Here is a 21,964-nt window from a genome sequence, read left to right on the forward strand (position 1 = left end):
GCGAAACCCGTCTGACCTGCAATTTTCCTTGGATTTCCAAGTAAATCGCGTCGGTCGGGAACTCTCGCTGGTCAGGGCGCCGCGGCATGCGGACAGGGCGGCCGGAACAGGCGAACCGTAACCCGGGGGCCCACGGCGGGGGAAGAGATCGTGTGTGAGACTGGCACCGTGCGAGAAGAGGGAAAGATAACGGTGTTCCTTCTTGACGATCACGAGGTGGTCCGGCGGGGCGTCCACGAGATGCTGACCGTCGAGGACGACATCGAGGTCGTCGGGGAGGCGGGTACGGCGGCCGAGGCCCTGGCGCGCATCCCCGCGGTCCGCCCGGACGTGGCGGTGCTCGACGTCCGGTTGCCGGACGGCAGCGGGGTCGAGGTCTGTCGGGAGATCCGCTCCCAGGACGAGTCGGTCAAGTGCCTGATGCTGACGTCCTTCGCGGACGACGAGGCCCTCTTCGACGCGATCATGGCCGGCGCCTCCGGGTACGTCCTGAAGGCGATCCGGGGCAACGAGCTGCTGGCGGCGGTGCGGGACGTGGCCGCCGGGAAGTCGCTGTTGGACCCCGTCGCCACCGCCCGGGTGCTGGAGCGGCTACGGGACGGGGGCCGCAAGGGCTCGGGACGGGACGGGGACGAGAAGCTCGCCTCGCTCACCGACCAGGAGCGCCGCATCCTCGACCTGATCGGCGAGGGGCTCACCAACCGGGTCATCGGCGAGCGGTTGCACCTCGCCGAGAAGACCATCAAGAACTACGTCTCCAGCCTGCTGTCCAAGCTCGGCATGGAGCGCCGGTCCCAGGCCGCCGCCTACGTGGCCCGGCTGGACGCCCGCAAGGGCTGATCCACCCCTTCGAGTGAACGCACACGCGACCGTTCGGAGCACTTCGTCTCCGTGCGGTCCCCTTCGACGGCATTCGGGACCTTGGTCCCGAGCAGCAGGGGCGGGTTTCCCTGGCGCTCGACGCACGGATGGTCGACATTGAGCCCTATGCCCATGTCCCCGTCGCCGTCCGCGCCCCCGGACCGCACCTGCGCCGAGCAGCGCGCCTTCGCCCTGCTCGCCGGTACCGATCACGGTCGGGTGGCCACGAGCATGCGGGCGCTCCCGTTCCTCGCGGCGGCCCGCCACATCCTGGTCGACGGCCGGCTGCTGCTGCGGATGCACCGCGGTTACGGCTATCACCGGGCGTGCATCGGCAGTGTGGTCGCCTACGGGGCGGACAACCTCGGCACGTGTGAGCCGGGGGCGGCCGAGTGGTCGGTCCAGTTGGTCGGGCTGTGCGAGGCGGTGCTGCCCGAGCCCGCGGAGCTCCTGCTGTTCGGTCCGACCCCGCGGGGGGTGGACGGCGAGCCCTACGATCCGGTGTACCTCCGGATCGAGCCGCAGTTCGTCACCCTGCACGAGTCCGACCCGTCGGGCCCCGCCGTCTGACGCTCGTCCGGCACGCGCGGGTCCGCGGGGGTTGCTCGCGCAGTTCCCCGCGCCCCTAAAGGGGCGCCCCTGGGTTGGCGCGTCAGCCCGGTCGGGCCCCGTTAGGGGCGCGGGGAACTGCGCGGGTGACCACGACGGACCCGCAGCCGACCGACGACAGTAGCCGTCCCCGCCAGGGGGAGAAGCTACTGCTGCGGGGGCTCGCCCCCGCCACCATCCGCCGCGCCGCCCCCGGCCCCCGCCCCGCCACCCGCGGCTTCACCGGAGCCGCCAGCCGCATCGCCGCCACCGTTCGCGGCGTCGCCGCCACCGTTGGCAGCGCCCCCGTTGTCGGCACCGCCGTCGTTGCCGCCGGTCACCGGAGCGGTGTTGCCGCCCGTGGGCTGGCCGCCGTTGCCCTGCGACTGCCCGCCGGTGGGCTGCTGGCTGGTGGTGGCCGGCGGCTGGGTGGCCGGCTGCGAAGCCTGGTTGGTGGGCCGCTGCGAGTACGACTGCTTGCCACCGGTGCCGCCCGGCTGCTGCTGCCGGGGCGGGTTGTAGGTGCCGCTGCCGCTACCGCTGCTGCTGCCGCTGCTGGTGCCGTTGCCCCAGTTGTTGGACTGCCTGGGCGAGGCCTCCGTCTCCGGCTTCTTGCTCGGCTTGTCCGTCTTCTGCGACTGGGACGTCGAAGGCTTGTTCTCCGTCTTCTGTCCGTCGCCGGCGTCGTCGTTGCCCATGCCCCGCACGGCCAGGGCGACGCCCACGACCACGGCGACCACGGCGAGCACGGCCAGCAGCCACAGCTTGTTCTTGCGCCCGCCCCCGTTGCCGTCGTGCTCGTAGCCCTGGTCGTAGTTGCCGTAACCGCCGTAGCCCCCGTCGTCACCGGACGGGCGCAGCATGGGCTGCGGGATCTGCGTGGTGCCGGATTCGGGGTGCGGCAGGGCGGTGGTCCCGGCCATGCCCATCGCGGGCGTGTGGGCGGCGTCGTGACCGGTGACCGGCCCGGTGTTCCAGGTGCCGGTGTGGCTGCCCTGCTCGTACAGCATCTGGATGCCGTACTGGATCAGGCCGCGCATCTCCTCGGCGGTCTGGAAGCGGTCGTCGGGGTCCTTGGCGAGGGCCCGCATGACCAGGCCGTCCAGCTCCGGCGGGACCCCGTCGGAAACCTCCGAGGGGGGCACCGGGATGTCCTGGACGTGCTGGTAGACCACCGAAAGCGGCGTCTCACCGGTGAACGGCGGGCGCAGCGCGAGGAGTTCGTAGAGCAGACAGCCCGTCGCGTACAGGTCGGAGCGGTGGTCGACGGCCTTGCCGAGGGCCTGCTCGGGGGACAGGTACTGCGGGGTGCCCATGACCATGCCGGTCTGGGTCATGGTCGACTGCGCGCCGTGCAGGGCGCGCGCGATGCCGAAGTCCATCACCTTCACGGCACCGTTGTGGGTGATGATGACGTTCGCGGGCTTGATGTCACGGTGCACGATGCCGTGCTGGTGCGAGTAGGCGAGGGCTTCCAGCACTCCCGAGACGATGATCAGGGCCTGTTCGGGCCCGGGGGCCTCGGCGTTGATCAACAGGTCGCGGATCGTGCGGCCTTCGACGATCTCCATGACGATGTACGGGACCGTCTGGTGGCCGACCTGGTCCTCGCCCGAGTCGTACACGGCGACGACCGAGTGGTGGTTGAGCCCGGCGACCGACTGCGCCTCGCGGGTGAACCGGGCCTTGGACACCGGGTCCTCGGCGAGGTCCGCGCGCAGCAGCTTCACGGCGACGGTCCTGCCCAGTCGGACGTCCTCGGCCGCGAAAACCTCGGCCATGCCGCCCCGGCCCAGCCGGTGGGTGAGCCGGTACCGGCCGTCCCCGACCAGTCCGCCGTTGCCCCAGTTCTCCGGCGCGTCACCCATGCCGCCGCCAGATGCCTCGGGGTCGGACGGGCCCTGGGCGCGCTGCGTCTGTGCCATCAGTCCTCGCCGTCGTTTCTGCCCGCGTACGTGCGGTGGTTGTTACGGTCTCCGCCTGCCAACGCTACAGCCTTTGACGACCCCCACGGTCCGAGATGGACCGGCCATCAAACCCGTACCGTCGCGTTCGGGGCAAATCCTGTGTCCGGGGCCGGGGGACGCGGTAACGCTTCCGCGACGCTTCATTCGCGTACGGTCACGGAACGGGCACCGAACTTGACGTGTCAGTGACCTCCGGCAGACTTGGCCGGGAATAGCACAATCGATCACCGAACGCGGGAGCCGGGCGACAGTCACCGACCGCGCCGATGGGGGACGCAGACCATGAGCCAGGACCGCGCGCAGGGTCGCTACGCAGGGCGTTCGGTCGGCGGTGGACGCTACCAGCTGCGGGACCTGCTCGGTGAGGGCGGCATGGCCTCCGTCCACCTGGCCTACGACTCGGTGCTCGACCGTCAGGTCGCGGTCAAGACCCTGCACACCGAACTCGGGCGCGAGCCCGCGTTCCGGGAGCGGTTCCGCCGCGAGGCGCAGTCCGTGGCCAAGCTCACCCACACCAACATCGTGTCGGTCTTCGACACCGGTGAGGACGAGCTGAACGGCAGCACCACCCCGTACATCGTGATGGAGTACGTCGAGGGCCAGCCGCTCGGTTCGTTGCTGGAGTCGGACGTCAGGCAGTTCGGTGCGATGTCCACGGACACCGCGCTGAAGATCACCGCCGATGTGTTGGCGGCGCTGGAAATCAGCCACGAAATGGGGCTGGTCCACCGGGACATCAAGCCCGGCAACGTCATGATGACCAAGCGCGGCGTCACCAAGGTCATGGACTTCGGCATCGCCCGGGCCATGCAGTCCGGGGTCACGTCGATGACGCAGACCGGCATGGTCGTGGGCACCCCGCAGTACCTCTCGCCGGAGCAGGCCCTCGGCCGCGGCGTCGACGCGCGCTCCGACCTGTACTCCGTCGGCATCATGCTGTTCCAGTTGGTGACCGGGCGGCTGCCGTTCGAGGCGGATTCGGCGCTGGCCATCGCGTACGCGCACGTCCAGGAGAACGCGGTCGCCCCGTCGACCATCAACCGGTCGGTGCCCCCGGCGGTGGACGCGCTGGTGGCGCGGGCCCTGCGGAAGAACCCGAACGAGCGCTTCCCCAGCGCCGAGGCGATGCGCGACGAGTGCCTGCGGGTCGCCCAGTCGCTCCAGCAGGTCGCGCCCAGCATCGTGCCGGGGGCGCCGACCGCGAGCGGGGCGGGCGTCGGCTCGGCCGTCTTCCCGCCGGTGGACCGGTCCGCGGCGCCCGCACCGGGCCCCGTGCAGTCGCCGTACCAGCCGGGTCCCTACGGTCCGCCCACGCCGTCCCCCGCGCAGCCGGCTCCCGCCGGACCGGGGTACGGCTATCCGCAGCAGGGGTACGGGACCCCGGTGCCGGGGCCGTCCGTCGGGTACGGGGCGGCGACGCAGCAGGCGCCGGCCCCGTACGCCGTGGGGCCGCAGCAGGGTTCCCGGGGGCCGGGCGGCAAGCGCAAGCGCAACACCGTGGCGGTCGTGGTGGGGGTCTTCCTCGCCCTCGGCGTCCTCGGCGGCATCATCAACTCCATCGGCGGCGACGGCGAGGACGAGCCGGACGCCAAGCCCAGCCCGACCGCGTCCGCGCCGAAGGTCGCCGAGGGGTACCGCGGTCCGGACACCACGAAGGCCATCGAGGACACGGAGTGCAGCGAGCCCGAGACGTCGTACACCGACGAGGGCAAGGTCGAGATGCCGAACTTCGTGATGAAGCACATCGACTCGGTGAAGAAGTGCCTCCAGGCCGGCGGGTGGCGCTTCGACACCACCGACGTCAACGAGAACACGTACGGTGACGGGGCCGTGATGAAGCAGTTCCCGCAGGCGGGCACCGACTTCGACCCCGAGAACCCGCCGACCATCCAGCTCGACGTCTCCACCGGCAACCCCGCGCAGTAGGGTCCCGGACCCGTACGTCAGGTGTCCCGCCCGGCCGGGCGCCGGCTCAACACCCCCGGCCACCAGGAGGCGGGGCCGATGTCCCGCACCAGTGCGGGGACGAGCAGCGAGCGCACCACCAAGGTGTCGAGCAGCACCCCGAAGGCCACGATGAAGGCGATCTGGACGAGGAAGGCGAGCGGGATCACCCCGAGCGCGGCGAACGTCGCCGCCAGCACCACTCCCGCGGAGGTGATCACTCCGCCGGTCGCGACGAGCCCCTTCAGCACTCCCGCGCGCACCCCGTGGCGCAGGGACTCCTCCCGTACCCGGGACATCAGGAAGATGTTGTAGTCCACGCCGAGCGCCACCAGGAACACGAAACCGTAGAGCGGTACGGACGAGTCGGTGCCGGCGAATCCCCAGACGTGCTCGAAGACCAGCGCCGAGACACCGAGGGTGGCCAGGAAGTTCAGCGCCACGGTGGACACCAACAGGAGCGGCATCACCAACGAACGCAACAGCCCCATCAGGATGATCAAGATGATGACCAGGACGACGGGAACGATGACCGTGCGGTCCCGTTCCGCGGTGACCTGGGTGTCGTACTGCTGGGCCGTGTAGCCGCCCACGAGCGCCGCCGCCTCGGGCACGGCGTGCAGCGACGTGCGCAGCCGGGCCACCGCGTCCTTCGCCGCATCGCTGTCCGCCGCGTCCTGGAGGGTGACGTCGATGCGCACCCGACCGTCGACGACGAGCGGCGGACCACCGCCGGGGCGCCCCGACTCCGTCACCGCCGCGACGGAGGCCACCCCGGGGGTACGACCCGCCGCCGCCACCACCTGCTCGGCCCGGTCCGCGGCGGCGATGACGACCGCCGGATTGCCCGACCCGCCCGGGAAGTGCCGGGCGAGGGTGCGCTGCGCGGAGACGGACGGCGCGTCCTTGACGAAGATCTCGTCCAGCGGCACCCCCTTCGACGTGAGCGCGGGGGCGAAGGCGGCGCAGACCAGCAGGCCCGCCAGCGAGAGGGACCACACCCGGCGGGGCGCCCGGTCGACCAAGGCGGCCACCCGGGGCCAGATCCCCGACGGGCTCGCGGCCGACTCCGCCGAGGGGGGCGCGGCCGGCCAGTACGCGGCCCGGCCGAGCAGCACCAGCACCGCCGGCAGGAAGGTCAGGGCGCTCAGCACCGCACAGACGATCCCGATGGCGCCGACGGGTCCGAGCGCGCGGTTGTTGGTGAGGTCGCTCAGCAGCAACGCCAACAGCCCCAGCGCGACCGTGGCCGCACTCGCGACGATCGCCCCCGTGGACTGCCGCAGCGCGGCCCGCACGGCAAGGAACCGGTCCGTCGTGCGGGCGAGTTCCTCGCGGTAGCGCGCGGTCAACAACAGGGCGTAGTCCGTCGCCGCACCGATCACCAGGATCGACAGGATGCCCTGGACCTGACCGTCCACCCGCACCACCCCGCGATCGGCGAGGAAGTACACCACGGCGCACGCCAGACCCAGCGCGAACACCGACCCCACGATGATGACCAGCGGCAGCAGCACGCTCCGGTACACCAACAACAAGATCACCAGCACCGCCGCGAGGGCCACTCCCAACAACAGCCCGTCGATCCCGGCGAAGGCGTCCGACAGGTCCGCCTGCGCAGCGGCCGGCCCCGCCAACTCCACCGTGGCACCGGGCACGCCCCCGGCGGCCTTCCGCACCCGGTCGAGGGTGCTCTCCAGCCCGTCTCCGAGGTCGGGGCCGAGTTGCACGATCCCCTGGAGCGCCCGACCGTCGCGCGAGGGCAGTGCGGGGGAGGGCCGTCCCTGCACACCGGGCTCGCCGGCGACGGAGGCCAGCGCCCGGGTGGCCGCGGCGCGCTGCGCCCCGTCCAGGCGACCGCCGTCGTCGGCGGTCCACACCACGAGGGCGGGCACCGTCTCCCGCTGCTGGAAGGCCCGCTGCTCCGTGATGACCCGCGTCGACTCCGCACTCCGCGGCAGGAAGGCGGCCTGGTCGTTGGTGGCGACCTCACCCAGCTTCCCGGCGAAGGGGCCCAGCCCGCCGCCGATCGCGAGCCAGGCGAGGAGCAGGGCCACGGGGACCAGCCAACGGGCCCTGCGCGGTGTGGTGGACATGCGTGCTCCGAGTGATCACGTTCACTTGCCTCGAAGACCGCCCGGGCCCTGAGAGAGAACCGAATCCGTCCGGGCCGAGGGTTCCCCGGCCGGTCTGCATCACCGCATGGCGTCGAACCATCCGATGATCGGGATTCCCGCGGTGCCGTCTTTCCGGATGCACCGGGCGTCACCCTAGTTCAGGAGGATCAGGCACTCCTGCGCGGGTGCGGCGTCAGCGCGAGGACGCGAGGTCCCGGAGCACGGTCCGCGCCGCCCTGGCACCCGAGGCCAGCGCACCCTGCACCGAGCCGGTGGCCCGGTGGTCGCCGCAGACGTAACGCCCCGGGCCCGCCCGCGCCGTACGGCTGAGTGGCTGCGGAGGCGGCATGGCGGGCAGCGCATCGGGGACCGTGCGTACGGTCAGGAGCTCCCAGCCGTCGGTTGCGGTGCCGTAGACCTCGGCCAGTGCCGCCCTCAGGAGGGCTTCGCGCCCCGGCTCGTCGGTGCCGAGCGCGGAGGTCGCGATCAGATGACGGCCGGCGGGCGCGTACCCCGGCTGGACCTCGCTCAGTACGCAGGTGTGGAGGAACCGGCGCCCGGAGTCGATCAACAGGGTCGGCTCGCCCAGCGGAGAGCGGCCGTCCGTGGCGTGGTAGTAGGTCGTGACCACGCGCGAGGCCGGTACCACGAGCCCGGGGAGCAGCGAGGCGGCGGCTTCGGGACCGGTCGCCACCACCACGGCGGGCGCGGTGATCTCCTGCCCCGACGCGAGCAGCACTCCGTCGTCGGTGAGCCGTTCCACCGGACGGTCCCACGACACCACCCCGGCCGGTAGCCCCGCCGCGAGCCGGGCGGGCACCGCACCGATGCCCCGGGCGGGAAGACAGAGCGTGCCCCGCACCATGCTGCGCCACACCAGATGGAAGAAGCGGCTGGAGGTCTCCAACTCGTCCTCCAGGAACACGCCCGACAGGAAGGGCCGGAAGAACCGCTCGACGAACTCCTCGGAGAAACCCGCCGCCGAGAGCGCGGTCCTCGTGGTGCGGTCCTCGGCGCGCTTGACCGGCTGGACCGGCCCGAGGGCGTCCCGTGCCGTGAGCATCCCCAGCGCCAGGAGGTCCCGCGCGGAACCGAGGCGCCCGGGGCGGAGGTCGCCGAGCCGGTGGGGTGCACGGGTGGGATCGGTGAAGCGGAGGCGGCCCCGCTCGGTGTGCACCAACACCCCCGCGGTGAAGGGACGCAGTTCCAGGGCGCGCAGGGCCAGCCGCCGTTTCACCTGGGGGTAGGACGTGTTGAACACCTGGAAGCCGCGGTCGATGACGAAGCCCTCGTGCCGGTCGGACCGCATCCGACCGCCCACGCCGTCCGACGCCTCCACCACCCGGACCCTCAGCCCGGCCCGCAGCAGGTCCCCCGCGCACGCCAGCCCGGCGAGCCCCGCTCCGACCACCACCGCGTCGGGGGGCGCTTCGTTCGTCGCAGCCATGGATCGCCGCTCTTCCTCCGAGCCGCTGCGCGGTCACGACCGGGCTCGGCCCTCGTCATGGATTCGTCCTCTCCGCTTCTTCCCGCGGGCGGCGGTCCATGGATGCGGAAGGGCGAGGTTCCTCCGAAGGCGCTCGGTGCCGGTGGCAGGTGGCTCAGGGCCGGGGAACGGTGGCGGGCCCGCCCCGCACCCGCCGCTTCGCAGCACGATGCCCCGCCGAGCCGACGCTCGGCGGGGCATCGCAAGGGCCGGGCCTACAGGTAGGGCCCGCCGGTCCGGCCGCCCGAGTGGCCGTGGTCCTCGTCGCCGCCGACGCCCGGCGGCAGGGCCCGCCGCATCTGTTCGAGCTGGGCGCGGGCCGCCATCTGCTGGGCGAACAGCGTGGTCTGGATGCCGTGGAACAGGCCCTCCAGCCAACCGACCAACTGGGCCTGGGCGATCCGCAGCTCCGCGTCGCTCGGCGTCGCCTCGTCCGTGAAGGGCAGCGACAGCCGCTCCAGCTCGTCCACCAGCTCCGGGGCGAGCCCGTCCTCCAGCTCCTTCACGGAGCTGGCGTGGATCTCCTTGAGGCGCTGCCGGCTCGCGTCGTCGAGGGGGGCGGCCCGCACCTCTTCGAGGAGCTGCTTGATCATGCTGCCGATGCGCATGACCTTGGCCGGCTGCTCCACCATCTCCGTCACCGGCACCTCGCGGGAGTCCTCGTCTCCGCCGCCGAGAGCCATTCCGTCCTGGCCCACGACCAGGACCTGGGGGCTCTCCGGCGACCGTTCGTTCCTCGGCATCTCCATGGGCTCATTGTCGCGCACCGGGGCACCCGTCCGGAGTGGTACCCCGTGGATCGTGATCGTTCCGTCCGTCGGGGCCGGGCGGGCCACCGTCGGACGGGGGGCGTCGCGCACCGCGCCGGCCCCCGTCCGGCGGTGGCGGTCGCCGTCAGGACTGCCGCAGCCGCCAGCCCAGGTAGCCGAGGCCCAGCCCCATCAGCAGCAGCCCGCTGCCCAGGGAGAGGACCTGGGAGGCCGGCCCGTGCGAAGGGGCGGGCGGGACCCGTGGCGCGTCGTCCATGGCCCGCCCGGCGGCCTCGCCGGCCTCGGAGTCCACTTCGGAGTCGAATCCGGGGTCCGCCGTCCCGAGGTCCGCACCGAAGTCGGAGCCGGTGTCCGGGTCCGGCCGACCGTTCACCGGTCCGTCCCGGTGGGCGTCCGGGGTGGGTGCGGTGGGTACCGCGCTCGGGTCGCGCCGGGGCGGTTCGCCCTCGGGCCGACCGGGACGGGGACGCCCCTCACCGTGCCGGCTGCCGGCGCGGGACTCCTCCGGGGCGGGGGCCCGGGTGCGGGAGGGTGCCGCGGCGGGGCTCCCGGCCGCGGGCGAGGACGCGTGCGCCGGGCCGGGGCGGCCACCCGGGCCCGCCCCGCTGTCCCCCGTACCGGCCGGGGTGCTGTCGGAGCGCCCGCCCGGCGTCGGCGCGGCGGGCGGCCCGGCCGGATCGCGCGGGGGCGGATCGCGCGGGGGCGGCTGGTCCTGGGGCCGCTGGTCCGGGGGCCGCGCCGGACGCGGACGGCCCGCGCCACCGCCGGCGCTCTCCGGGGCGGGGGTCGGTGCACGGGAGGGGCCGGCGGCACTGCCGGTCGGCGCCGCGGACCCGGAGGAGGACGCGGGGACTGCTGGTCCGGGGGCCGCCAGTGCGCGCGCCGGACCGGAGCCCACCGGTCCCAGGAGCAGCGCCGTCAGGACCGCGGCGGTCCCGCCGAACGCACCCAGCCACGCAGCCACTGCGACCGCCCTCCGGACAGAGCCATCCCCGCGGCCCACCCTCACACGGGCCCGGGGCGCCGGCACCCCGGAGGGGTCCGTCCGGGGTGCACGGTCACACGGTGAGCAGCACCTTTCCGATGTTGTCGCCGTCCTCCAGCACCCGGTGGGCCGCCGCGGCGTCCCGCATCGGCAGGCTCCGGTCCATGACGGGCCGCACCCGTCCGGACGCGACCAGCGGCCAGACGTGTTCCCGCACCGCGGCGACGATCGTGGCCTTCTCCGCCGCGGGGCGCCCCCGCAACGAGGTCGCCGCGACCGCTCCCCGCTTGGCCAGCAGCGCCCCGAGGTTCAGTTCGGCCTTCGCCCCGCCCTGCAAACCGATGATCACCAGCCGACCGTTCACCGCCAGCACCTGCACGTTCCGCTCCAGGTACGCGGCCCCGACGATGTCGAGCACCACATCGGCCCCCGCGCCCCCGGTGGCCCGTCGGACCTCCTCGACGAAGTCCTGCTCGCGGTAGTGGATCAGCACGTCCGCGCCCAGTTCGGCGCAGCGGCGCAGCTTCTCGGCACTGCCCGCGGTCACGGCGACCCGTGCCCCCACCGCCTTGGCGAGTTGGATCGCGAGCGTCCCGATCCCGCTGGCCCCGCCGTGGATCAGCACCGTTTCGGCGGGTCGCAGGTGCGCCGCCTGGAACAGGTTCGACCAGACCGTGCAGGCGACCTCGGGCAGCGCGGCGGCCTCCACCAGGGAGACGTTCCCGGGGCGGGGCAGCAGCTGGCCGACCGGCACCGCGACCTGCTCCGCGTAACCGCCGCCGGACAGCAGGGCGCACACCTCGTCGCCGACGGACCATCCCGCGACCCCGGGCCCCAGGGCGGCGATCCGCCCGGAACACTCCAGCCCGGGATGGGGCGAGGCACCGGGCGGCGGGTCGTACAGACCGCGCCGCTGCAACAGGTCGGCCCGGTTGACGGCGCTGGCCACCACCTCGATCAGGACCTCGCCCTCAGCGGGGACGGGGTCCGGCACCTCCCCCCAGGTGAGCACTTCGGGACCACCGGCCTCGGCAACACTGATCGCATGCATGGCGCGAGGCTACTGCGGCCCCGCGGTCCGGGCCGAAGCCCGGGCGATGGTGATGAGCCGGTCCGTCAACTGGAGCTTGCCGATGGCGGGATCGTCGTAACCGAGTACCCGGTGTCCCCGGACGACGCTCACCACCAGGTCCTCGGTCTCCCGGGCGGTCAGCCCCACCTCCGCCTTTATGACCGGTCGTTCCACGATGTCGAGGCCGCTGCCCTGGTGGATCAGGTCCTCCATGACCCGTCCCGCGCTGGGGCTGAGCACCGAGAGACCGAGCAGCCGCCCGGCCGCGCTGGCGCTGGTGATGACCGCATCGGCGCCGGACTGGCGCAGCAGCGGAGCGTTCTCCTCCTCGCGGACCGCCGCCACGATCTTCGCCGCACGGTTCAGCTGGCGGGCGGTGAGCGTCACCAGCACCGCCGTGTCGTCGCGTTGGGTGGCGATGATGATCTGACGTGCCTTCTGCAACTCGGCCCGCAACAGGACGTCACTGCGGGTGGCGTCACCGATCACCCCGACGAACCCTTCCGCGGTGGCCACCTCGATGACCTTGCTGCTCGGGTCGACGATCACCACCTGGTCCTTGCTCAGCCCCGTCGCGCAGACGGTCTGGACCGCCGAGCGCCCCTTGGTGCCGAAGCCCACGACGACGGTGTGGTCACGCAAGTTGGACCTCCAGCGGCTGAGCCGCCACTCCTCCCTGGTGCGCTCGGTGAGCACCTCCAGGGTCGTACCGACCAGGATGATCAGGAACACCACCCGCAAGGGGGTGATGACCAGGATGTTGATGAGCCGCGCCCCGTCGCTCACCGGAGTGATGTCGCCGTATCCGGTGGTGGAGAGGGTGACGGTGGCGTAGTAGAACGCGTCGAGCAGGTCGACCGAGTCATCGGAGTTGTCTCCGTAGCCCTCACGGTCGAAGTAGACGATGAGGGCCGTGCTGACGAGCACCAGGAGCGCCATCAGCACGCGCTTGGCGACCTGGAGCAGCGGGCGTTCGACCACCCGCTTGGGCAACTTGATGCGCCCGGTGACCAGATGTTCATCGGCCTGACGCGCGATCGCGTCTTGGCCTGGAAGTTTCACGTGAAACACACCCCAAGTGCGGACATGGACCAGGGAAGGTCGAGGATCTCCAACTCCTGCCCCGCACGGGCCCCCCCGGGCGGTACCACCGCCAGTCCGTCAGCCGCGGCGATGCCCCGCAGCATCGCCGGTCCGGTGTAGTGCAGTGGTACGGCGGTGTCATCGCGCAGGGCCACGGGAACGAGCCGGGTGTCGTTCCGGTGTCCCGCCACCTCCTCCCGTACCGGTGCCGGGTAGGGCTCCGGAGGGGTGCGTCCCGCCAGGGTGCGGATCAGGGGCTCGGCGAGGGTCAGCAGACCGGACACCGCGGCGAGCGGATTGCCGGGCAGACCGACCAGGAACCGGGTACGGAGGGTGGGGGTGCCCAGTCGGGCGAGCAGCATCGGGTGGCCGGGGCGCACCCGCACGCCGTCCACCAGGAGCACCGCACCGAGTCGCTCCAGAACGGCGTGCACATGGTCGACCGGACCCGCGGCGGTTCCTCCAGTGGTGACCACCAGATCGGCGGTGGAGCCGGCCACGGCCCCGTACAGGCCGGTCGCGTCGTCGCCGAGGTGGCGGACGATGGTGACTTCGGCGCCGAGCGCGCTGAGCCACGGGGGCAGCAGCGGGCCGAGCGCATCACGGATCAGGCCGTCGTGGGGGAGTCCCCGGCGCAGCAGTTCGTCACCGAGGACGAGGACGTCCACGGTGGGCCGCGGGACCACGGTGAGCATGTCGTACCCCGCGGCGGCGGCCAGACCGACGACGACCGGGGTCACGAGGGTCCCGGGCGGGAGCAGCGGGTCGTCCCGACGGCACTCCTGGGCGCGGGGGCGGATGTCCTGGCCCTGCGGGACCGCCCGGTCCGGGTGGAGCCGTCCGTGGTGGTCGGTACGGGCGTGTTCGGTGCGGACGACGGCGGTGGTGTCCGGGGGGACGCGGGCGCCGGTGGCGATCCGTACGGCTTCGCCGTCGCTGAGGCGCGGGGACGGTGTCGTCCCGGCGAGGAGTCCGTCGTCCCGGACGCTCCAGGGCGGGGGGCCGGACACCGCCCAGCCGTCCATGGCGGAGGTGTCGAACGACGGGAGGTCCGTCAGGGCGGTCAGCGGGGTGGCGAGGACCATGCCGGCGGCCGAGTGCAGCGGAACGCTGACCGGGGCGTTCGCCCGGCGGGCCGTGGTGCCCGCCGACTCGGCGGTGCGCCGTGCGTCGGGCCAGGCGGTGGTGTGGGGGTCGATCGGGTGCGGGGGTCCGCCGTGGGTAGGGGGGTCGGCACGGGCGGAGGTACGGACGGGGGTGCTCGGGTCGGCGGCGTCACCGGCTGTGGCCTCGGGGGCGGTGGCTCGCGGATGTCGTTCCCCCCGTACGCGGCCGGGTTCCTCGGGGTGCCCGGGTTCCGGCGGCGCTGGATCGGGGAGCAGGGGCTGACGGGTCAGGGCCTCGTACAGGGCGAGATGGTCGTCCGATGGCGGTGTGGTCATGGCGCGTCCGGGTGGACGGTCTCGGCGGCCGGGGCCGGGGAGGCGGACCGGTCGGCGGCGGGCCGTTCGGGGACGGCGGGCCGTTCAGGGGGCTCCGCCGCCCAACGGGCGGCCAGTTCCGCGGCGCGGCGGGCCGCCGCGGCGACCGCTTCGGGTCCTCCGCCGGCCCGTGCCGCCGCATAGCCGACGAGGAACGTCGTCAGGGGCGCCGCGGGTCGCGCCACCCCGTGGGCGGCGTCCCGGGCGAGGTCCAGCAACAGCGCGGTGTCGACGTCGAGGTCGAGGCCGAGCTCGTCCTTGACCGCAGTCATCCATTCGTCCAGCACGCGCCCATGCTCCCTGATCCGTGCCCGTGCCGAGGCGATGTCCTCCCAGGTGTCGCAGTCGAAGGAGGCGACGGGGTCGGCGAGGGTGGTCACCGTCAGCTGCGGAACGAGGGCGCGCAGGGGGAGCCCGGCCAGGCTCCCGTGGCGGCCGGCGAGGCCGTCGAGCGCCCGGCGCAGGGGGTCGGTCCGATAGGCGGCGACCAGCGGCTGCACGCGGTCGTCGGCGTCGGTGAGCAGGACGGCTTCGGCGGCTCCCGCGGCCAGCGCGGCGACCAGGGCCCGGACGGTGCCCGCGGTGAGGAACGGCAGGTCCGCCGAGAGCACGACGGTCACCGGGGCGGTGACCTGGCGCAGTCCGGCGTCGAGCGCCGCGACGGGGCCCTGTCCGGGGGGTTCCTCCCGGGCCCACCGCACGGGGCGCTCGGTGCGGCGCCGGTCCGCGACGACCACGGTGGTCCGGGCGCCCGCGCAGGCCGCGAGGACCCGGTCGAGCAGCGTGCGGCCACCCACCCGTATCCCTGGTTTGTCGGCCCCGTCGAGACGGCGGGCGGCGCCGCCGGCGAGGACCACGGCGTCGTGCGCGCCGTCGTGCGCGGTCATCCCCCGAGTATGGGCGTTGGCCACAGCCGTGCCGCCCCGGGGGTTCGGTCCGCGTGCTCAGAGGGTGCGCAGCAGCACCGCGGGCTGTTCCACGCAGTCGGCGACGTACCGCAGGAAACCGCCGGCCGTACCGCCGTCGCAGACCCGGTGGTCGAAGGTCAGGGTCAGCTCGACGACCTGGCGGACCGCCAGTTCCCCTTCGTGGACCCAGGGCCGCGGAATGATCCGGCCGACGCCGAGCATGGCCGCTTCCGGATGGTTGATGATCGGTGTGGAGCCGTCGACGCCGAAGACGCCGTAGTTGTTGAGGGTGAACGTGCCGCCGGTGAGTTCCGCCGGGCTGAGGGCGCCCTCGCGGGCCCGGTCGGCGAGTCGGGCGACCTCGGTGCTCAGGGACTCCGCGCCGCGGGTGTGGGCGTCCTTGACGACGGGGACGACCAGCCCGCGCGGGGTCTGCGCGGCGAAGCCCAGGTGGACGGCGTCGAACTGGACGATCTCACGGGCGTCCGGGTCGACGGTGGCGTTCAGCTCGGGGTGCCGGGCGAGTCCCGCCACACAGATCCGGGCCAACAGGGCGAGCAGGGAGATCCGGGGCCCGCCCGCCGCGTTCATCGCGGTGCGCGCCCGCAGCAGCTCCGTGGCGTCGGCGTCGACCCAGACGGTCGCCTCGGGTATCTCACGGCGGCTGCGTGCCAGTTTGTCGGCGACCGCGCCGCGCACGCCCCGCAGGGGGATACGCGTGCCACCAGACGCGCCGACGGCCGACGGCCGGCGCTCGGCGGAGGCCGCGGCGGGCGGAATCGCGGGCGCCGCCGGGGTGGTCGCCCGGGTCGGGGCCGGCGCGGCGGGGGACCGCGGCGGGGTGGGGATGCCCGCGGCGGGGGCCGGTTCCTGGCCCGGTACGGCGCGCAGGTGCGTCCGCGCGGCGAGGGCGTACTCCACGTCCGCGCGGAGGATGAGCCCGTCGGGCCCCGATCCGGCCAGCTCGGCGAGGTCGATGCCGTGCTCCCGGGCGAGCTTGCGCACCAGCGGCGAGATCACGGGTGCCGGACCCTCGCCGCGCGCCGCCGGAAGGGGCGTCGGGGTGGACCCGGCGGAGGCGAGGGCGCCGCGGCGGACCCGGCGACGGCGCGCGGGCGCAGCGGCCGTGCCGTAGCCGACGAGCACGTTGCCCGAGGCCGTGTCACCCGACGGCGCGGCGGGAGCACCGCCCGGGGAGCCGGCCGAACCGACGGAGCCGGCGAAACCTGCGGAACCGGCAGTGGTCCGTGCGGTGCCGCTCGGATCGGTGTCGTGCGGGCCGGGCGGACCGTCGGGGCCTTGGGGGCCGGTGCCGTGCGGGTCGTCCGTGGCGCCCGCGGGCACGACCTCGGTGGCCTTGGCGCCCACCGCGACGGTGATCAGCGGAGCACCGACGGGCAGTTCCGTGCCCTCCTCGCCGAAGCGGGCGGTGACCACGCCCCCGTACGGGCAGGGCACCTCGACCATCGCCTTGGCGGTCTCCACCTCGACGACGGGTTGGTCCACGGCGACGACGTCACCGACCTCGACGAGCCAGCGGACTATCTCCGCCTCCGTCAGCCCTTCTCCTAGGTCCGGCAACTTGAATTCCAGCACCTGTGCCATCAGCCCTCCGCCTCCCACTGAAGCCGGGCCACGGCATCCAGGATCCGGTCGACGCCCGGCAGGTGGTGCCGTTCGAGCATCGGCGGCGGATACGGGATGTCGAACCCGGCCACACGCAGTACTGGGGCCTCAAGGTAATGGAAGCAGCGCTCGGTGACCCGCGCCGCGATCTCGCCGCCCGGTCCGCCGAAGCCGTTCGCCTCGTGCACCACGAGGGCGCGACCCGTCCTGCGCACGGATGCGCAGACCGTCGCGTCGTCGAACGGCACCAGCGAACGCAGGTCCACCACCTCCAGGTCCCAGCCCTCCGCCGTCGCCGCCTCGGCCGCCTCCAGGCAGACGGGGACGGACGGCCCGTACGTCAGGAGCGTGGCGTCGCGACCCGTGCGCCGCACCACCGCGCGTCCCAGGGGGTCAACGGCTGCGGGGCGGTCCGGGTTCCAATCGGCCTTGGACCAGTAGAGCCGCTTGGGCTCCAGGAAGAGCACCGGGTCGTCGGAGGCGATGGAGGCGCGCAGCAGTCCGTACGCGTCGGCGACGGTCGCGGGGGTCACGACGTGCAGTCCGGGGGTGGCCATGTAGTACGCCTCGGAGGAGTCGCTGTGGTGCTCCACGCCGCCGATGCCGCCGCCGTAGGGCACCCGGACGGTCAGCGGCAACGGCAGGGCGCCGCGGGTCCGGTTGCGCATCCGGGCGACGTGCGAGACGAGCTGTTCGAACGCGGGGTAGGCGAACGCGTCGAACTGCATCTCCACGACGGGGCGCAGCCCGTACATGGCCATCCCGACGGCGGTGCCCAGGATGCCGGCCTCGGCGAGCGGGGTGTCCGTGCAGCGTTCCTCGCCGAACTCGGCGGCGAGGCCGTCGGTGATCCGGAAGACCCCGCCGAGGGCGCCGACGTCCTCGCCCATGACGTGCACGGCCGGGTCCTCGGCCAGGGCGTCCCGCAGGGCGCGCCCGAGGGCCTGGGCCATGGTCGCGGGTTTCGCGGTGACGGTGGCGCTCATCGTGCGGTCCCCTCGTGCCCGTACCCGTGCCGGCGGCCAGTACCAGCGGTGTCGGCGGCGGGCTCGTCGCTGCCGGCGGCGAGCTCGGCGCGCAGTTGGGCGGCCTGTTCGCGCAGCTGGGGGGTCGGTTCGCCGTAGACGTGCGCGAACAGGTCCATCGGGTCGAGTGCGGGGTCCCGGTTCATCCGGGCCCGCAGATCGGCCGCCATCTCCTCGGCGTCCTCGCGGACGGCCCGCAGGGCGTCCTCGTCGAGCAGTCCGCGCGCGGTCAGCTCCGCCTCGATCAGGTCGACGGGGTCGTGGGCGCGCCAGACGTCGACGTCGGAGGCCGCGCGGTAGCGGCCCGCGTCATCGGCGTTGGTGTGCGGCTCGACGCGGTACGTGATGGCCTCCACCAGGGTCGGCCCCTCGCCGTTGCGCGCCCGGGCGACCGCATCGGTGAGGACCTCGTGCACGGCGAGGACGTCGTTGCCGTCCACCAGTCGGCCGCGCATCCCGTACCCGACGGCCTTGTGCGCCAGGGAGGGGGCGGCGGTCTGCTTGGCCAGCGGCACGGAGATCGCGAAGCCGTTGTTCTGGACCAGGAAGACGACCGGGACGCCCCAGACCGCGGCGAAGTTCAGGGCCTCGTGGAAGTCGCCCTCGCTGGTGCCGCCGTCGCCGACCATCGCCAGCGCCACCACGTCGTCGCCCTTGAGCCGGGCCGCGTGCGCCAGGCCCACGGCGTGCGGCAGTTGGGTCGCGAGGGGCGTGCTGAGCGGTGCGACCCGGTGCACGTGGGGGTCGTAGCCGGTGTGCCAGTCGCCGCGCAGCAGGGTCAGCGTCTCCACCGGGTCGACGCCCCGGGCGATCACGGCGAGCGTGTCGCGGTAGCTGGGGAACAGCCAGTCGCGCTCTTCGAGGGCGAGGGCCGCGGCGATCTCGCACGCCTCCTGCCCGGTGCTCGACGGATAGACGGCGAGCCGGCCCTGCTTGGTCAGCGCGGTCGCCTGGGTGTTGTAGCGGCGGCCCCTGACCAGCTGGGCGTGGAGCGTGCGCAGCAGGGCCGCGTCCGTGCGACGGGCCGCCGGGGTGCCGAGCACCCGGTACGGCTCGGCGTCGGGCAGCAGCGGGGCGGGGTCGGTGCGCGGGGTCCAAGCGGGGGGCGGGTGGGGGACGTACGTCCCGTGCTGGTCCATGACCGGTGTGCTGTGCCTCTTCACACGTGCACCTCCTCGTCGACGGGGCTCCTCGGGGGGAGCGGCTGAGGCGCCGACGGGGTGCGCGCCTCACCTACCGATTGTTCGGTCAGCGGCACATTTTGGCTACAGGCCCTCCCAGCCTGTGGACAAACGGTTCTCCACAGCCTGGGATGGACGCAGTACGTCCATGGTAGGGAGGCGGGGGGACATGGCACCTGAACGAATGGTCGACGGGCCCGAGGGCGAGGGCGGGACCGAAGATCCGGGGAACCTCGGCGGTACGCCGTTCGCGCTCCCCGAGTTGCCGGCCCGCCCCCTGGACGCGATCGACCGGGACATCCTCCAGATCCTCCAGGCCGACGGACGCGCCTCCATACGGTCGGTCGCCGAGCGGGTCCACGTCTCCCGGGCCAACGCCTACGCCCGCATCAACCGGCTCATCGACGACGGGGTCATCCGGGGCTTCGGCGCCCGTGTCGACCACGAACGGGCGGGGCAGGGGGCCTCCGCGTACATCACGCTGAAGATCGTCCAGAACTCCTGGCGCACGGTCCGCGAGCAGTTGCGCGCGCTGCCGGGGGCCGCGCACATCGCCCTGGTCAGCGGCGACTTCGACGTACTGCTGCTGGTCCACTCGGCCGACAACCGGGCGCTGCGCGAGCTGGTCCTCACCCGGCTCCAGTCCATCCCCGAGGTGCTGAGCACCCGGACGCTGCTGGTGTTCGAGGAGGACCACCTCGACCCCGAGCCGTGACCGCTGCCGGGCCGGTCAGCGCTCGTGGCGCAGGCCCTCGAAGACCAGGCGGACGACCGCCTCGCAGACCTCCTGGTCACCGTGGACACGGCCGTCCGGCCGGTACCACTCCACGATCGAGTTGATCGTCCCGAAGACCAGCCGGGTGGCCAGCCTGACGTCGACGTCCCCGCGCACGTCCCCGTCGGCCGCGGCGGCCCGCAGCAGCTCGGACACCCGGTGGTCGAACTCCCGCCGGCGCTCCAGGGCCCACCGTTCGGTGTCGGTGTTGCCGCGCACCCGCAGCAGCAGCGTCACGTACGGCAGTTCGTCTATCAGCACCTCCACCATGCGCCGGGTGACGTGCTCCAGGCGCTCCACCGCGCGCCCCCCGCACGCGCGTTCCTCGTCGAGGATGCCGAACAGGCGGTCCAGGGCCCGGCTGACGGCCCGCTTCAGCAGCTCCTCCTTGCCGCTCACGTGGTGGTAGATGGACGACTTGGAGATCCCCGCCGCCTTGGACAGGTGCTCCATGGAGGTGCCGTCGTAGCCCCGCTCGTTGAAGACGGTCACCGCCACGGCGAGCAGGGACTCGGGGGTGTACGTGTCGCGCTTCACGGCGGTCATGAGGCGGGCTCCCGCTTCTCGGAGGCGTAGGCGTGGCGGTAGAGCGCCAGCGAAGGGGCGTAGCGCCCCGAAGGGTCGCGCAGGTGCAGGTCGTCCAGGAGCGAGTGGGCCCAGCTCCGGCCGAGCCGGCGGCTCCACTCGAAGGGCCCCAGGGGGTAGTTGACGCCGAGTCGCATGGCGGTGTCGACGTCCTCCTCGGTGGCGACGCCCCGGGCCACGGCGTCCATCGCGAGGTCGATCAACCGGGCCACCGTACGGGCGACGATCATCCCGGGCACGTCCCCGATGACGCTCACGTCCTTGCCCAGGGCCTGGAACAGCCCGGTGGCCTCCCGCAGGGTGCGCGGCGCGGTGTCCTGGGAGGCGGCCAACGCGATCCGGGTCGCCTTGCGGTAGTCGAGGGCGAGGTCGAAGTAGACGACGTCCCGGAACTCCACGGAGGTCTGTCCGTCGGCCAGGGCGAGTTGACCGCCGCCGGGCAGGATCAACCGGGTGCCGTGGTCCTCGTCCTCCTCGCGCACGGGGATGCCCGCCCCGCGTATCAGGTCCAACAGCGCGCCGGCGGGACCTAGGTCGCCCTCGACGACCACGTGCGCGGGCGCGGGGGCCGGGTCCGCCGTGTGGGGTTCGGGCTGTTCGGCCCCGTCCCCGTACGCGTACCAGCCGCGGCCCGTCTTGCGGCCGAGGGCGCCCGATGCGACCAGGCGCCGCTGGGCGAGCGACGGGGCGAACTTCACGTCCCGGAAGAACGCCTCCCACACCGCGTGGGTGACGGCCTCGTTGACGTCCTGGCCGATCAGGTCGGTGAGTTCGAAGGCGCCCATCCGGAAGCCGCCGCTCTCCCGCAGCACCGCGTCGATGGTGGCCGGGTCGGCGCCCTGGTACTCGTGGACGGCGAACGCCTCGGCGTAGAAGGGCCGGGCGATCCGGTTGACGATGAACCCGGGGGTGTCCGCGCAGGCCACCGGGGTCTTGCCCCAGCCACGGGCCAGTTCGTACGCACGGGTGGCGGACGAGAAGTCGGTGGCGGCCCCGGAGACCACCTCCACCAGCGGGAGCAGCGGCGCCGGGTTGAAGAAGTGCAGGCCCACGCAGCGCCCGGGCACCCGCAGCGCCCCGGCGACGGCGGTCACGGAGAGGGAGGAGGTGTTGGTGGCGAGCAGGCAGTCGTCGTCGACGACGTCTTCGAGCTCGCCCAGCAGCCGCTGTTTGACGTCCAACCGTTCCAGCACGGCTTCGACCACCAGCCCCGAGCCGGCGAGGTCGGCGAGCGCGTCGACGGGCTCCAGCCGGGCCAGCGCGGCGTCCCGCTCGGCGGCGCCGAGCCGGCCCTTGGCCACCAGTCGGTCCAGCCGGCCGCCGATCGCCGCCGCGGCGGACGCGGCCCGGCCCGGTGCGGCGTCGTGGAGGCGCACGGGGTGCCCGGCGGTCAACGCGACCTGGGCGATGCCCTGTCCCATGGTGCCGGCGCCCACCACGGCCACGGGGCTGCTGAGGTCGATTGCTGTCATGCTGGCAGATCCTCCCTCACGAGGTTGTCCACAGCTTC

Annotated in this window: 18 protein-coding genes; 4 read left to right on the forward strand and 14 right to left on the reverse strand. The window is 73.3% G+C overall.

What is annotated here, in order from left to right:
* Nucleotides 1-168: 168 nt before the first annotated feature.
* Nucleotides 169-840 carry a response regulator gene (locus ACFWIA_RS08795; RefSeq protein ID WP_385489118.1) on the forward strand — a complete coding sequence of 224 codons (672 nt, stop codon included), beginning with the start codon at nt 169-171 and terminating at the stop codon, nt 838-840.
* A 153-nt stretch (nt 841-993) separates the two neighbouring features.
* Nucleotides 994-1,431, forward strand: coding sequence for a pyridoxamine 5'-phosphate oxidase family protein (locus tag ACFWIA_RS08800; RefSeq protein ID WP_387001908.1), 438 nt, complete (start codon nt 994-996; stop codon nt 1,429-1,431).
* Nucleotides 1,432-1,616: 185 nt separating this feature from the next.
* Here ACFWIA_RS08800 and ACFWIA_RS08805 read toward each other — a convergent pair whose 3' ends face one another.
* On the reverse strand, nt 1,617-3,374 hold the full coding sequence (locus tag ACFWIA_RS08805; RefSeq protein ID WP_387001828.1) for a protein kinase: 1,758 nt from the start codon (nt 3,372-3,374) through the stop codon (nt 1,617-1,619).
* Between the two features lie 324 nt (nt 3,375-3,698).
* Here ACFWIA_RS08805 and ACFWIA_RS08810 point away from each other — a divergent pair, with 324 nt between their 5' ends.
* Nucleotides 3,699-5,342 carry a protein kinase gene (locus ACFWIA_RS08810; protein ID WP_387001830.1) on the forward strand — a complete coding sequence of 548 codons (1,644 nt, stop codon included), beginning with the start codon at nt 3,699-3,701 and terminating at the stop codon, nt 5,340-5,342.
* 17 nt (nt 5,343-5,359) lie between these two features.
* Here the strand turns inward: ACFWIA_RS08810 and ACFWIA_RS08815 are convergent, their stop codons facing one another.
* The 11 genes from ACFWIA_RS08815 to pdhA all read right to left on the reverse strand — a co-directional run bounded on the left by ACFWIA_RS08815 (nt 5,360) and on the right by pdhA (nt 19,052).
* Nucleotides 5,360-7,456 (reverse strand): MMPL family transporter, encoded by a 2,097-nt coding sequence (locus tag ACFWIA_RS08815; protein ID WP_387001832.1) that lies wholly within the window; start codon nt 7,454-7,456, stop codon nt 5,360-5,362.
* A gap of 214 nt (nt 7,457-7,670) precedes the next feature.
* Nucleotides 7,671-8,924, reverse strand: a complete 1,254-nt coding sequence (locus ACFWIA_RS08820; RefSeq protein WP_387001834.1) for an NAD(P)/FAD-dependent oxidoreductase — start codon at nt 8,922-8,924, stop codon at nt 7,671-7,673.
* Nucleotides 8,925-9,178: 254 nt separating this feature from the next.
* Nucleotides 9,179-9,712: a bacterial proteasome activator family protein gene (locus ACFWIA_RS08825; protein WP_387001836.1), complete on the reverse strand. Its 534-nt coding sequence runs from the start codon at nt 9,710-9,712 to the stop codon at nt 9,179-9,181.
* A gap of 145 nt (nt 9,713-9,857) precedes the next feature.
* A complete protein-coding gene (locus tag ACFWIA_RS08830; protein WP_387001838.1) occupies nt 9,858-10,697 on the reverse strand; it encodes a hypothetical protein in 840 nt (279 codons plus the stop codon).
* 94 nt (nt 10,698-10,791) lie between these two features.
* Nucleotides 10,792-11,769 (reverse strand): NAD(P)H-quinone oxidoreductase, encoded by a 978-nt coding sequence (locus tag ACFWIA_RS08835; RefSeq protein ID WP_387001840.1) that lies wholly within the window; start codon nt 11,767-11,769, stop codon nt 10,792-10,794.
* 9 nt (nt 11,770-11,778) lie between these two features.
* Complete coding sequence (locus tag ACFWIA_RS08840) at nt 11,779-12,861, reverse strand: potassium channel family protein (RefSeq protein WP_387001842.1); 1,083 nt, start codon at nt 12,859-12,861, stop codon at nt 11,779-11,781.
* Complete coding sequence (locus ACFWIA_RS08845; RefSeq protein ID WP_387001844.1) at nt 12,849-14,315, reverse strand: molybdopterin molybdotransferase MoeA; 1,467 nt, start codon at nt 14,313-14,315, stop codon at nt 12,849-12,851. The genes ACFWIA_RS08840 and ACFWIA_RS08845 overlap by 13 nt, the downstream gene beginning before the upstream one ends.
* Nucleotides 14,312-15,241: an NTP transferase domain-containing protein gene (locus ACFWIA_RS08850; RefSeq protein WP_387001846.1), complete on the reverse strand. Its 930-nt coding sequence runs from the start codon at nt 15,239-15,241 to the stop codon at nt 14,312-14,314. Before ACFWIA_RS08850 ends, ACFWIA_RS08845 begins: the two co-directional genes overlap by 4 nt.
* Before the next feature lie 57 nt (nt 15,242-15,298).
* Nucleotides 15,299-16,867, reverse strand: coding sequence for a dihydrolipoamide acetyltransferase family protein (locus ACFWIA_RS08855; protein WP_387001848.1), 1,569 nt, complete (start codon nt 16,865-16,867; stop codon nt 15,299-15,301).
* On the reverse strand, nt 16,867-17,874 hold the full coding sequence (locus ACFWIA_RS08860; RefSeq protein WP_387001850.1) for an alpha-ketoacid dehydrogenase subunit beta: 1,008 nt from the start codon (nt 17,872-17,874) through the stop codon (nt 16,867-16,869). The genes ACFWIA_RS08855 and ACFWIA_RS08860 overlap by 1 nt, the downstream gene beginning before the upstream one ends.
* Nucleotides 17,871-19,052, reverse strand: coding sequence for a pyruvate dehydrogenase (acetyl-transferring) E1 component subunit alpha (pdhA, locus tag ACFWIA_RS08865; RefSeq protein ID WP_387001910.1), 1,182 nt, complete (start codon nt 19,050-19,052; stop codon nt 17,871-17,873). The genes ACFWIA_RS08860 and pdhA overlap by 4 nt, the downstream gene beginning before the upstream one ends.
* A 211-nt stretch (nt 19,053-19,263) precedes the next feature.
* On the opposite strand from pdhA, the gene ACFWIA_RS08870 reads away from it, so the two are divergent.
* Nucleotides 19,264-19,809 (forward strand): Lrp/AsnC family transcriptional regulator, encoded by a 546-nt coding sequence (locus ACFWIA_RS08870; RefSeq protein ID WP_387001853.1) that lies wholly within the window; start codon nt 19,264-19,266, stop codon nt 19,807-19,809.
* A 15-nt stretch (nt 19,810-19,824) separates the two neighbouring features.
* Here ACFWIA_RS08870 and ACFWIA_RS08875 read toward each other — a convergent pair whose 3' ends face one another.
* Both ACFWIA_RS08875 and ACFWIA_RS08880 read right to left on the reverse strand, forming a co-directional pair.
* On the reverse strand, nt 19,825-20,415 hold the full coding sequence (locus tag ACFWIA_RS08875) for a TetR/AcrR family transcriptional regulator (RefSeq protein ID WP_387001856.1): 591 nt from the start codon (nt 20,413-20,415) through the stop codon (nt 19,825-19,827).
* The gene (locus ACFWIA_RS08880; RefSeq protein ID WP_387001858.1) at nt 20,412-21,926 is read right to left on the reverse strand and encodes a 3-hydroxyacyl-CoA dehydrogenase; all 1,515 of its coding nucleotides are present in this window, start codon (nt 21,924-21,926) and stop codon (nt 20,412-20,414) included. The genes ACFWIA_RS08875 and ACFWIA_RS08880 overlap by 4 nt, the downstream gene beginning before the upstream one ends.
* Between the last annotated feature and the right edge of the window lie 38 nt (nt 21,927-21,964).

The sequence above is a fragment of the Streptomyces sp. NPDC127068 genome, assembly GCF_042724695.1.
GTDB lineage: Bacteria > Actinomycetota > Actinomycetes > Streptomycetales > Streptomycetaceae > Streptomyces.

What these genes read in the sequence shown, in the direction of transcription:
- ACFWIA_RS08800 (WP_387001908.1), top strand. Translation starts at nt 994, where the DNA reads ATGTCCCCGTCGCCGTCCGCGCCCCCGGACCGCACCTGCGCCGAGCAG.
- ACFWIA_RS08805 (WP_387001828.1), bottom strand. Translation starts at nt 3,374, where the DNA reads ATGGCACAGACGCAGCGCGCCCAGGGCCCGTCCGACCCCGAGGCATCT.
- ACFWIA_RS08810 (WP_387001830.1), top strand. Translation starts at nt 3,699, where the DNA reads ATGAGCCAGGACCGCGCGCAGGGTCGCTACGCAGGGCGTTCGGTCGGC.
- ACFWIA_RS08815 (WP_387001832.1), bottom strand. Translation starts at nt 7,456, where the DNA reads ATGTCCACCACACCGCGCAGGGCCCGTTGGCTGGTCCCCGTGGCCCTG.
- ACFWIA_RS08820 (WP_387001834.1), bottom strand. Translation starts at nt 8,924, where the DNA reads ATGGCTGCGACGAACGAAGCGCCCCCCGACGCGGTGGTGGTCGGAGCG.
- ACFWIA_RS08825 (WP_387001836.1), bottom strand. Translation starts at nt 9,712, where the DNA reads ATGGAGATGCCGAGGAACGAACGGTCGCCGGAGAGCCCCCAGGTCCTG.
- ACFWIA_RS08835 (WP_387001840.1), bottom strand. Translation starts at nt 11,769, where the DNA reads ATGCATGCGATCAGTGTTGCCGAGGCCGGTGGTCCCGAAGTGCTCACC.
- ACFWIA_RS08845 (WP_387001844.1), bottom strand. Translation starts at nt 14,315, where the DNA reads ATGACCACACCGCCATCGGACGACCATCTCGCCCTGTACGAGGCCCTG.
- ACFWIA_RS08850 (WP_387001846.1), bottom strand. Translation starts at nt 15,241, where the DNA reads ATGACCGCGCACGACGGCGCGCACGACGCCGTGGTCCTCGCCGGCGGC.
- ACFWIA_RS08855 (WP_387001848.1), bottom strand. Translation starts at nt 16,867, where the DNA reads ATGGCACAGGTGCTGGAATTCAAGTTGCCGGACCTAGGAGAAGGGCTG.
- ACFWIA_RS08860 (WP_387001850.1), bottom strand. Translation starts at nt 17,874, where the DNA reads ATGAGCGCCACCGTCACCGCGAAACCCGCGACCATGGCCCAGGCCCTC.
- pdhA (WP_387001910.1), bottom strand. Translation starts at nt 19,052, where the DNA reads ATGGACCAGCACGGGACGTACGTCCCCCACCCGCCCCCCGCTTGGACC.
- ACFWIA_RS08870 (WP_387001853.1), top strand. Translation starts at nt 19,264, where the DNA reads ATGGCACCTGAACGAATGGTCGACGGGCCCGAGGGCGAGGGCGGGACC.
- ACFWIA_RS08875 (WP_387001856.1), bottom strand. Translation starts at nt 20,415, where the DNA reads ATGACCGCCGTGAAGCGCGACACGTACACCCCCGAGTCCCTGCTCGCC.
- ACFWIA_RS08880 (WP_387001858.1), bottom strand. Translation starts at nt 21,926, where the DNA reads ATGACAGCAATCGACCTCAGCAGCCCCGTGGCCGTGGTGGGCGCCGGC.